Source organism: Bacteroides congonensis (genome assembly GCF_900130125.1).
In the GTDB taxonomy this organism is placed as follows: Bacteria; Bacteroidota; Bacteroidia; order Bacteroidales; family Bacteroidaceae; genus Bacteroides; species Bacteroides congonensis.
On sequence record NZ_FQXY01000010.1, the window covers coordinates 666,085 to 678,019 of the forward strand.

Below are 11,935 nucleotides of genomic sequence, written 5' to 3' on the forward strand. Positions count from 1 at the left end.
ACTATTAACTTTGGCTAATTATCGCAAAGGAATTACCATATCTTCCGGTAATTCCTATCTTTGCGTATATGATTCACTCAGACAAAGAAACTATGTACAAGAACCTGTTAAGCTGGCTTACCATCCTGTTAGTGCTTCCATCCTGCTCCGGCACTCCACCAACCATAGTAGTGGTATGTGAAGAAAACAACGTGGGAAACTGCGTGATTAAATGGGAAACGGCACCAGTACTGAAAGGACAGGTACGAGTATATGCATCTACTTCCCCCGAGTTGATTCCCGAAGACTCTCCCGTAGCGATGAGCAAAATATCCAGCGGCAAGATGACCATCGTCACCGACGACCCGTCCCGACGCTATTATTATTTGATGGTGTTCGATAATAAATACAGGGTCAAGGTGGCTACCCGCAACATTAATATTCCCGGTATCCAGAATTTCCGTGATTTAGGCGGATATAAATCCGTCGATACAGGGAAATCAGTCAGTTGGGGAATGCTCTACCGCTCTGCACAGATAGATAGCATTCCGCCCTGTTCGCGTCGGGAACTGAAGAATATGGGCATACGGACTATCATAGACTTACGTGCCGAAGAAGAGCGGCATAACTATCCGCAGCTACATGATGATGAGTTTAAGATTGTGCATATTCCCATCCCGACAGGAAATATGGATAAAATCCTGCAAGGGATTCAGGAAGAGAAAATAAAAAGCGATACCATATATCGCCTGGTGGAGCGGATGAATCGTGAATTAGTGATGAACTATCAGAAGGAATTCAAAGAATTATTCTCTGTTTTGCTCAATCGTGACTGCTATCCGGCTGTGATTCACTGTACATCGGGGAAAGGGCGCACGGGAATCGTTTCTGCCTTGTTGCTTGCCGCCCTGGGTGTCAATGAAGACGTGATAATGTCGGACTACCGGCTGAGTAATGATTATTTCAATATTCCCAAGGCTTCAAAATATGCTTATCAACTACCGGCAAATTCGCAAGAAGCGATCACGACGATCTATTCGGCTAAGGAAGATTTTCTGAATGCTGCAAAGGAACAGATTGAGTCAGAGTATGGAAGCGTACAAGACTACCTGAAGAAAGGGATAGGACTTTCTGCCGAAGAAATAGAAGAGTTACGCAGTATCCTGCTGGAATAAATGGCAAATCGTAATTAATAATTCGTAATTATTCTCTATCTTTGTGCCCGAAATAAAAGATATACAGAGATTTAATGAAGACATTTGAAGAGCTTGGCGTTTCTCCGGAGATACGTAGAGCAATTGAAGAAATGGGATACGAGAATCCCATGCCGGTACAAGAGGAAGTGATTCCGTACCTTTTAGGAGAAAATAATGATGTAGTAGCTCTTGCACAGACAGGAACAGGTAAAACAGCCGCATTCGGACTGCCCCTGCTCCAACAGATTGACGTAAAAAATCGAATTCCGCAATCGCTTATCCTCTGCCCTACCCGTGAGCTTTGTCTCCAGATAGCGGGAGATTTGAACGATTATTCCAAATACATTGACGGACTGAAGGTGCTGCCTGTATATGGTGGTTCTTCTATTGACAGCCAGATACGCAGCCTGAAACGGGGTGTACATATCATCGTTGCCACTCCCGGACGTTTGCTGGACTTGATGGAACGCAAAACCGTATCCTTATCTACCATCCGCAACGTAGTGATGGACGAAGCAGACGAAATGCTGAACATGGGATTTACGGACAGCATCAACGCTATCCTGGCTGATGTGCCGCAGGAACGTAATACATTGCTTTTCTCGGCTACTATGAGCCCGGAGATTGCGCGTATTTCAAAGAATTACCTGCGCAATGCCAAAGAAATCACTATCGGCCGTAAGAACGAAAGTACCAACAACGTAAAACACGTTGTCTACACCGTACAGGCTAAAGATAAATACGAGGCGCTAAAACGTATCGTAGATTACTACCCGCAAATATACGGTATCATTTTCTGCCGTACCCGTAAGGAAACTCAAGAAATCGCCGACAAATTAATGCAGGAAGGCTACAATGCTGACTCGCTGCATGGCGAACTTTCACAAGCGCAGCGGGACGCTGTTATGCAAAAGTTCCGTATCCGTAATCTGCAACTGCTCGTTGCTACGGACGTAGCTGCCCGCGGTCTGGACGTGGACGATTTGACTCACGTTATCAATTACGGCTTGCCTGATGATACGGAAAGCTACACTCACCGTAGCGGACGTACGGGACGTGCCGGAAAGACCGGTACTTCTATTGCTATCATCAATCTCCGCGAAAGAGGTAAGTTAAGAGAAATAGAACGAATCATCGGCAAGAAATTCATTGCCGGAGAGATGCCGACTGCGGCAGGCATTTGCCAGAAGCAGTTGATTAAGGTTATTGATGACCTTGAAAAAGTAAAAGTAAACGAAGAAGAAATCGCGGACTTCATGCCGGAAATCTATCGTAAACTGGAATGGTTGAGTAAGGAAGACCTGATAAAACGAATGGTTTCGCACGAATTCAACCGTTTCGCAGAGTATTACCGTCACCGCCCGGAAATAGAACAACCGACAAGTGAAAGCCGCGGTGAACGTGCCGGAAGAGGTGACCGCAAAGAGGGTGGCTTCGAAAAGAGAAGCCGGAAAGCTGCTCCGGGCTTCAACCGTTTATTTATCAATTTAGGTAAAACGGACAGTTTCTTCCCAAGTGACCTTATCGGTTTGCTGAATAATAACACACGCGGACGCATCGAGTTGGGACGCATTGACTTAATGCAGAACTTCTCTTTCTTCGAAGTGCCTGAAAAAGAAGCAATCAATGTAGTGAAAGCCCTAAGCCGTGCGAAATGGAACGGACGCAAAGTTGTTGTGGAAATATCCAGCGAGGAAGGCGGAAAAGGACGCGAAAACGGTTCAGGAGAACGCAAAGACGGTAAGCGATTCGGTAAAGGAGAAGAACGTGCGCCACGCTATGAGAATAAAGACAGAAAATCTAAGGATGCGTCTGCCAAAGGTTCAAAACCCGGAAAGAAAGAAAAACCGAGCCGTGCGGAACGAGGATATTCGGATGCCCGCGGACCGAAAAAGAAAGATGACTGGCAGGAGTTCTTCAAAGATAAGGAACCTGACTTCAGCGAAGAAGGATGGGCACGCAGAAAACCGAAGAAGTAAGATTCTAACTAATATATCTCCCGGAATGATTTCCATTCAGCCCGGGGATTACCAAAGTTTAGCCCAGGGCTCACATGAGATGAACCCTGGGCTTATTTTTATTAGCCCGGGGCATACGGTCGTTCTCCCCTGGGCATAATTCCAGTAAATGCATATGTAAGACTACATGAGCTATCTTATCGGGCTATTTTCAATTCTTGTACAAGATTTCCCGCCTTTCCGTATTTCTCCATAATGAAAAGCATATACCGGACATCCACTCCGATACAACGTTGCAAATCGGGTTCAAAAACAATATCACTGCTCATGGCTTCCCAGTTTCCATCGAAAGCCAGGCCAAGCAATTCTCCTTTGCTGTTAAACATGGCACTGCCGGAGTTTCCGCCTGTAATATCATTATTAGAGATGAAGCAAACGCTCATATCGCCTTGTTCATTGGCATATCTGCCGAAGTCACCGGAAGAAAGCAGGTTCAGCAACTCCGGTTGGACGGCAAAGTCAATATCACCGGCATGCTCTTTCACCTTTTCGAATATGCCTTTTACAGTCGTATAATAGTCATAGGTAGCTCCGTCAAAAGGTGAGTAGCCATCCACTGTTCCAAAACTCAAACGCATGGTAGAATTGGCGTCGGGATAGAAATTACGGTCGGCATACATGCGACGCATGGCGGCATTGAACAGCCGCTCGCCTTGTTCTATCTGCTCGGAAGCTTCGGAGATACTTTGGTTCATCTCGTAGTATTTCACAATCAGGTCGAGACTCAAGGAAACGGCAGGGTCTTCAATCAGATTATAAGTCGTATCCCGTTCCAGGAAACGTTTCAAGCCTTTTGGAGAAGTTATTTGAGACGTTGCGTATAAAGAATCGACATAAGTTTGAATATTCCCGTTGTAAAGCGTATCTATCCTCTGATACATGGCGGGGAGATATTTCTTGTCGACTTTCTCCTGATACTCCTTGAGCATGGCAGCAAAGACCTCTTTATCAATGGAAAGGTCAAGATTATCATACTTTGCCAATAGTTTCTTCATGCGGCTTACTACCTGTTTTTCTTCTGCCTCAAAGTCGAAGTTCAGGATTTCAAGGGCAAGCTGAACCAATTCAGGGCCATTAATAAACGCCTCGCCGAAATAAGCCAAAGCGTGGTTTGTCTCGCGGCGATTGCTATAATCCAATTCCAAAGAAGAGAATAAACGAAGGAGTTTTTCCCGTTCTGACGGGTGCGATTGAATCCATTCACGGAGTGCAGCCTCAGCAATACGTTTCTTTTCCAAGACTTTCAGATGTCTGATGGCTTTATTCGTTCCGATGCTATTCTTCCAGTAATTGGAGCTTTCATCATATTTTGAGGCATATTTGATACGGATATCCGGACGGCGATCCATTTCTCGCTTCCAAACAGCCTGTTTCACTCCACGCACGTCAATCATGGCCTGATTGATGCCATTCATCATTTCCTCAATGCCATACGAGGAAAGATAACGCTCCGTGCTTCCCGGATAACCAAGCGTCATGCAGAACGAGCCTTCCTTATATCCATCCAAAGAGATGGGAGCTACATATTCAGGGTGATATGGGACATTCTCAGGAGAATAATCCGCCGGACCGTTCTTGCTATTAGCATAGATACGAAATACGCTAAAATCACCGGTATGACGCGGCCACATCCAGTTATCCGTATCCCATCCGAATTTTCCGACCGAAGAAGGGGGAGCAAATACCAGACGGACATCATTATAATCCCTGTAAACAGAAAGCCAGAATTCATTTCCTGCGTAATAAGCATCTACTATCCCGGTCAATGTGGAGTCCTTTTCCGAAATCTCCATGCCGATTACATTCATGACAGAATCGACAGCTACCCGGCGTTCTGATTCCGTTTTAGCATGTTTGGCAGCGGACAATACCCGTTTGGTCACATTCTCCGTACGAAGCAGGAAACGAACATACAACTCCGGATTCGGCAGTTCTTCTTCAAGACTACGTGCCACAAAACCATCTTTCAGATAGTCGTGCTCCACTGAAGAATGTTGCTGGATACTGCTGAATCCGCAATGATGGTTGGTAAACACTAAGCCGTCTTCGGAAACAACGACTCCCGAACAAAAGCCGCCAAAGCTGACAACGGCATCTGCAAGACATGGTTTCTTCGGGTCATATAGTTTCTTTACAGGCATCTGCAAGCCAAGTTGTTTCATCACTTGTTCTGTCTGCTTGTTCTTATTGAGATTTCCCAACAACCACATTCCCTCGTCGGCAAAAGCTTTCGAGAGACAGATAGAGAGAAGTACGATGGCGGTTAGTCTGAATTTCATGTTCTTATTTTTAGATTCATTATTCTGTAATCAGTCGCAACTGCTTGGCTCCTACACGGGCTTTCAGCCATTCGCTGATTTTTTGTTTTTCTGTTGTGGACGGATGTTTGGTAAATTTCAGAACAGCCAGTGTCACTGTATCTGCTTTCATCGAATCTACCCGCACTTCGAGCGAATGAGCGATAGAAAGTGTAGTGACAGTAGGATAAAGCACCTTCAATTCGGGCACTAACGTACGGCTCATCGCATCGTACGTCCTGTATTGTTCGAGCGTTGTCTCCAGTTGGGATATCTTTACTTTCTGCTCTTGGAGACGCTGTTCGCTGTTCTTGTAGAAATCTTCCATCACCATAGCACGGATAGAAGAGACATCCACCGCTTCGTTATTCATACCCTGCAATACAATAAGCTTGGTATCTTCGAGCTTATACTCTTTCAACTTGCTACGAGCTATGGAAATGGAAGCATCCGGCACTTCAGACCCAATCAGAACAACACGAAGTTCCTTATGTTCATAACTGATCTTCTTGTCAAGTACCTGTGTATTCTCAAATCCTAATTGTTCAGAAATAAACCGATTGGCAGCAGCTTCGTAGAAGGTACTTTTAATGATACCGAACGTCAGATAGACAGCCGGGCACATCGTCAGAATCACAATCAGGATGATATATTTACGTACTGTCTTCTCACGGGTCTTATCTACAAACTCTTTCCGTTGGAAGTGCATCACGCGAACTCCGAGGAAGGTAGCCAGACTGATGAATACAGAGTTGATAAAATACAGATAGAAAGCTCCGAGAAAATAGATCAGATTACCTGACGCTAATCCGTATCCCGCCGTACAAAGCGGCGGCATCAATGCGGTAGCGATGGCAACGCCCGGAATCACGTTCCCTTTTTCTTTAGTAGAAAGGGCTACTACACCCGCCAAACCACCGAATAATGCGATGAATACGTCATAAATAGTAGGCGATGTGCGTGCCAGCAATTCTGATTGTGAACCGGCAATAGGGGCAAGAAGAAAGAAAATGGTTGCTGTCGTCACACTGAAAGCTGTCGTAATAAGAAAACTCTTCAAAGAGCGTTTCATCAGTTCGAAGTCATTCAGCCCGACAGATAACCCCACACCCATGATAGGCCCCATCAATGGAGAGATCAACATGGCACCAATAATGACAGCGGTAGAGTTCACGTTCAATCCAAGTGATGCCATAAAGATGGCGAAGATAAGAATCCATAAGTTGGCACCTTTGAATTCTACTCCTTTACGGATGGAATCGACTGTTGCCAATTCGTTATCCTTATCCTTTTTCAAGTCCAGATATTCGTTCAAAAAGGACTTGATGGCAAATTTATTACGCTCATCTGTCTTCATGTTTATTTCTTTTTTATAAATCGGTTAATAACAGGAATCCGGCTCAAAGGCAAGTCCCGCTTGATAATATAACTTACAAACAACAACAAAAGCACTGTGCGGAAAGCAAGGCGAAGCACAAGATTGGAGATTGGCACTTGTTCTCCAATCACATAGAGTACCGCCGCAAGCAGCACATAAAGTCCAAGGCTTTTCAAATCATATTGAATCGGATACTTCTTCTGTCCCATCCAATAAGACAGCAGCATAATTACTCCATATCCGGCAACGGAAGCCCAGGCAGAAGCAATATAGCCGTAAGTAGGAACGAACATAATATTCATCACTACGATTATAGCACAACCTATCAGGGAGAAATAAGCTCCCCAACGTGTCTCGTCCGTCAGCTTATACCAAAAGGAGAGATTGAAATAGATGCCTTTGCAGATTTCCGCAAGCATCACAATAGCCACGACTCCCAAACCTTCCCAATATCCTTTCGCTACCAGATAACGCAGCAAATCAAGATAGAACATTACGGCAAGGAAAGCCAGTAACGAGAAGATAAGGAAATACTTCATCGCAGCCGCATACATTTTCCGGTTGTCCCCTTCACGATCCTTGCCAAATACAAACGGTTCGTAAGCATAGCGGAAAGCTTGCGTAAACATTGCCATTACCATTGCTATTTTACTGGTAGCCGCATAAATACCCAGTTGCACCAGCCCTTCTTGCCGGTTTTCGAAAAGGAACGGATAAATCATCTTATCCACCGTCTGATTCAGAATACCGACCAAGCCAAGAATCAGTACCGGGAAGGAATAAACAACCATACGTTTCAGCAATGCCCTATCCAGTTTGTAGGCAAACCCTCTCAGTTCAGGGATAAAGAAGAACATCTGGGCAACGGAGACTATCAGGTTACTGATAAAGATATAGCCTATCAGATAATCGGGATCATAGAACCATGAGATTATTTCCGGGCAATGCACATTCAGCCAGGGACACAGCAATAAGAAAAACAGGTTCAGGCCGATTCCGCCAATGATAGAAAGCAGTTTGATAGCCGCAAACTTTATCGGTCGTTTTTTATAGCGTAGATAAGCGAAAGGAATACACTGAAAAGAGTCTAAAGCCACTACAATAGCCATCATCGCTATAAATTCCGGATGGTTACCGTAATCCAGCAGATTGGAAATCGGCTGTAGGAACAACAGGCAGAGAAGAACGAAAATCAACGATACCCCGCCTACCGAAAGCAGAGAGTTGGCGTATACCTTCATCGGATCTTCTCCCGATTTGTTGGCAAAACGGAAGAATCCGGTTTCCATACCGAATGTAAGCAGTACCAGCATCAAAGCCGTAAAAGCATATACATTGGATACGACTCCATATCCCCCCGTAGAAGCCGGTAAAACAGCCGTGTACAACGGCACCAGCATATAGTTAAGGAATCGTCCGACAATGCTACTCAACCCATAAATTGCAGTATCTTTTGCTAATGATTTTAGTCCAGCCATGCAGATAATGATTAGTGATTAACGGACGAATGATTAGCGATTAATATCGAACAGCCGGTAGTATCTCCACTCTCCTCCTTCTGGAAGGAGGAGTCCCCGCAGGGGGAGGTGGTAGGATTCCCTCTCCTCTTCCTCACAGCCTCTCGAATCTCCTCCACTATTTGCGAAGGATTCTCAAATACCACCCTATTCTCAAACCGAATGACCCATATACCCTTCTCATTAAACAGGAAACGTGCACGAGTATCCGCATAATCCATTGCCGCCGAAGTAGAATGTACTTCTCCGTCCAATTCTATACCCAATCGGAATTGCGGACAATAGAAATCTAAAATATAAGGACCGACACTCTGCTGCCGACGAAATTTAAGTCCATCAATTTGCTTTCCTTTGATTAGTTTCCAAAGAGTGGCTTCGGCAGAGGTGCCCCCATTTCTTAAATCTTTTCGAACTGATTTCAGTTCAGACTTATTCATTGTATCGTGCATAGATCATTTGTTTTATGTATTCACCTACCACCTCCCCCTACGGGTACTCCTCCTTCCAGAAGGAGGAGAATGGGAATACTACCGACTATTAACTCTCGGAGATTCCCCTAATGAGATATGACTTACTACTAATTTACACTAACTTTATATTAACATTCTGCTAACTTTACATTAACCTTATATTAATCATTAAATAACGTTTTCTGATTACTGTTATACAGGCTACGCCCGAGATGCTTGTAAGCAAGTTCCGTCACTTCACGACCACGGGGAGTACGCTTCATAAATCCTTCTTTTATGAGGAAAGGTTCATATACTTCTTCAATGGTTCCCGCGTCTTCGCCCAAAGCGGTTGCAATGGTCGTCAATCCCACAGGGCCGCCTTTAAACTTGTCTATGATGGTACAAAGTATCTTGTTATCTATCTCGTCCAGACCATATTTGTCGATATTCAATGCTTCCAACGCAAACTGGGAGATTTCCGTATCAATAGATCCGGAACCTTTCACCTGCGCAAAGTCGCGTACACGACGAAGCAAAGCATTGGCAATACGCGGTGTTCCACGACTGCGGGAAGCAATCTCCGATGCTGCACGCACCGAGCAGGGTACATCCAGGATGGATGCGGAACGACGGATAATGTTACTCAAGATATCATCATCGTAATATTCCAAATGCAGGTTAATACCAAAACGTGCACGAAGCGGAGCCGTTAGCAGGCCGCTGCGTGTAGTGGCACCCACTAACGTAAAAGGATTCAAATCAATCTGAATACTACGTGCCGAAGGCCCCTTATCAATCATAATATCAATGCGATAATCTTCCATGGCAGAGTAAAGATACTCTTCCACTACCGGTGACAGACGATGGATTTCATCAATAAAAAGCACGTCATTCGGTTCGAGACTGGTCAGTACACCTGCCAGGTCGCCCGGTTTGTCGAGTACCGGACCGGAAGTCACTTTAAAGCCGACATTCAGTTCATTGGCGATAATATTCGAAAGAGTTGTTTTTCCCAAGCCGGGAGGGCCATGAAGCAGGACATGGTCTAGTGCCTCGCCACGCAAGCGTGCCGCCTTCACAAAAATGCGAAGGTTCTCCACCACCTTATCCTGTCCGCTAAAGTCCTCAAAGCTCAACGGGCGGAGTGCATTCTCAAAATCCCGTTCCTTTGAAGTTAGCTGATGTTCGCGTATGTTAAAATCTTCTTGTTCCATTTATTTCTCGAAAGTAGGAGACAAAGATAGAGAAATACATTCATTTTCAATATAAGAAAGATGAATAAAAAAAGCCCGGTAGCATGAAAAGCAACTATAAAATATTACTTTTGCACGATATATATCGTATATATGATATATATAAATCTATAATACACGCAATCGACTATGGTTCTAAATTATATCTGGATAGCTTTCTTCCTTATAGCCTTCGTCATCGCCCTCGCAAAAGTGATTTTCCTGGGAGATACGGAGATATTCACCGCTATCATGAACTCGACATTCGACTCTTCAAAGACAGCTTTTGAGATTTCTCTCGGGCTTACCGGAGTATTAGCCCTTTGGCTGGGTATTATGAAAATCGGCGAGAACAGTGGATTAATCAGTGCATTGGCACGTTTCTTGAGTCCGGTACTCTGCCGTTTGTTCCCGGATATTCCTAAAGGGCATCCTGTACTGGGGTCTATCTTTATGAATATGTCCGCCAATATGCTCGGACTAGATAATGCCGCCACTCCGATGGGACTGAAAGCAATGAAAGAATTGCAGGAGCTGAATCCGAAGAAAGACACGGCTTCCAATCCGATGATTATGTTCTTAGTCATCAATACTTCGGGACTGATTCTTATCCCTATCAGTATCATGGTATATCGTGCACAAATGGGGGCTGCGCAACCGACAGACGTGTTTATCCCTATTTTGCTAAGTACTTTCATTTCTACTTTGGTGGGAGTTATAGCTGTCAGCATTGCCCAGAAGATAAACTTAATCAATAAGCCGATTCTGATATTGATGGGTGTAGTCTGCCTCTTCTTTTCCGGATTGATTTATCTGTTTATCAGTGTCTCCCGTGAGGAAATGGGAACTTACTCCACACTGATAGCCAACATCATTCTGTTCGGTGTTATCATCCTGTTTATTCTAACAGGGATCAGAAAGAAAATCAATGTCTATGATTCTTTTGTGGAAGGGGCTAAAGAAGGTTTTACCACGGCTGTGCGTATCATTCCCTATTTGGTGGCTTTCCTTGTAGGTATCGCTGTATTCCGCACTTCGGGAGCGATGGACTACTTAGTGGGTGGAATCGGTTATTTAGTAGGATTATGCGGAGTGGATACCAGCTTTGTAGGAGCATTGCCTACGGCATTGATGAAATCACTTAGTGGAAGTGGTGCAAACGGTTTGATGATTGATACAATGAAAGAGCTAGGCCCGGATTCATTCGTAGGACGTATGAGTTGCGTGGTACGTGGAGCTTCGGATACTACTTTCTATATTCTGGCTGTGTATTTCGGTAGCGTAGGTATCAGTAAAACCCGCAATGCGGTAACTTGTGGTTTAATCGCCGATTTCTCCGGTATCATAGCCGCTATCTTAATCAGTTATTTATTTTTCTTTTAAATCATAACATTCAATTATGGCTGTAACTTATCAAACAGAAGGCGTCAAGATGCCTGATATTAAAAAACGTGAGACAACGGAATGGATAAAAGCCGTAGCCGCTTCCTATGGAAAAAGACTCGGTGAAATCGCCTATATTTTCTGCTCGGATGAGAAAATCCTGGAAGTAAACCGGCAATATCTGCAACACGACTATTATACGGATATCATCACCTTCGACTATTGCGAAGGCGACCGTCTGTCCGGGGATTTATTCATTAGCCTGGATACAATACGTACTAATGCCGAACAATTCGGTGCGGCCTATGATGATGAACTACATCGTGTTATCATTCACGGAATACTTCATCTATGCGGAATCAACGATAAAGGTCCCGGAGAGCGGGAAATTATGGAAGCGGCAGAAAATAAGGCATTATCTATGCGGTAAATAAAAAAACTTACACATGGTTCTTATTTAAAGCCAGTTAAAATTCGACTCTT

At 44.4% G+C, this 11,935-nt stretch carries 9 protein-coding genes; 4 read left to right on the plus strand and 5 right to left on the minus strand.

What is annotated here, in order from left to right:
* Nucleotides 1-92 precede the first annotated feature (92 nt).
* Complete coding sequence (locus BQ7997_RS14035) at nucleotides 93-1,154, plus strand: tyrosine-protein phosphatase (protein WP_073347430.1); 1,062 nt, start codon at nucleotides 93-95, stop codon at nucleotides 1,152-1,154.
* A 74-nt stretch (nucleotides 1,155-1,228) separates the two neighbouring features.
* A complete protein-coding gene (locus BQ7997_RS14040; protein WP_022137113.1) occupies nucleotides 1,229-3,154 on the plus strand; it encodes a DEAD/DEAH box helicase in 1,926 nt (641 codons plus the stop codon).
* Between the two features lie 176 nt (nucleotides 3,155-3,330).
* Here the strand turns inward: BQ7997_RS14040 and BQ7997_RS14045 are convergent, their stop codons facing one another.
* From BQ7997_RS14045 to ruvB, 5 genes are all read right to left on the minus strand, one after another.
* Nucleotides 3,331-5,472, minus strand: coding sequence for a S46 family peptidase (locus tag BQ7997_RS14045; RefSeq protein ID WP_073346951.1), 2,142 nt, complete (start codon nucleotides 5,470-5,472; stop codon nucleotides 3,331-3,333).
* A gap of 19 nt (nucleotides 5,473-5,491) precedes the next feature.
* On the minus strand, nucleotides 5,492-6,847 hold the full coding sequence (locus BQ7997_RS14050; protein ID WP_073346952.1) for a TIGR00341 family protein: 1,356 nt from the start codon (nucleotides 6,845-6,847) through the stop codon (nucleotides 5,492-5,494).
* A gap of 2 nt (nucleotides 6,848-6,849) precedes the next feature.
* The gene (locus BQ7997_RS14055) at nucleotides 6,850-8,346 is read right to left on the minus strand and encodes an oligosaccharide flippase family protein (RefSeq protein WP_073346953.1); all 1,497 of its coding nucleotides are present in this window, start codon (nucleotides 8,344-8,346) and stop codon (nucleotides 6,850-6,852) included.
* Between the two features lie 11 nt (nucleotides 8,347-8,357).
* Nucleotides 8,358-8,834 carry an endonuclease domain-containing protein gene (locus BQ7997_RS14060; RefSeq protein WP_022137117.1) on the minus strand — a complete coding sequence of 159 codons (477 nt, stop codon included), beginning with the start codon at nucleotides 8,832-8,834 and terminating at the stop codon, nucleotides 8,358-8,360.
* Nucleotides 8,835-9,016: 182 nt separating this feature from the next.
* Entirely contained in the window at nucleotides 9,017-10,051 is a 1,035-nt protein-coding gene (gene ruvB, locus BQ7997_RS14065) for a Holliday junction branch migration DNA helicase RuvB (protein ID WP_022137118.1), read from the minus strand.
* A 168-nt stretch (nucleotides 10,052-10,219) separates the two neighbouring features.
* Between ruvB and BQ7997_RS14070 the strand changes: the two genes are divergently transcribed.
* Together BQ7997_RS14070 and ybeY are read left to right on the plus strand one after the other, a co-directional pair.
* Nucleotides 10,220-11,452: a nucleoside recognition domain-containing protein gene (locus BQ7997_RS14070; protein WP_073346954.1), complete on the plus strand. Its 1,233-nt coding sequence runs from the start codon at nucleotides 10,220-10,222 to the stop codon at nucleotides 11,450-11,452.
* 16 nt (nucleotides 11,453-11,468) lie between these two features.
* On the plus strand, nucleotides 11,469-11,882 hold the full coding sequence (ybeY, locus tag BQ7997_RS14075) for an rRNA maturation RNase YbeY (protein ID WP_073346955.1): 414 nt from the start codon (nucleotides 11,469-11,471) through the stop codon (nucleotides 11,880-11,882).
* The last annotated feature ends 53 nt before the right edge of the window (nucleotides 11,883-11,935 follow it).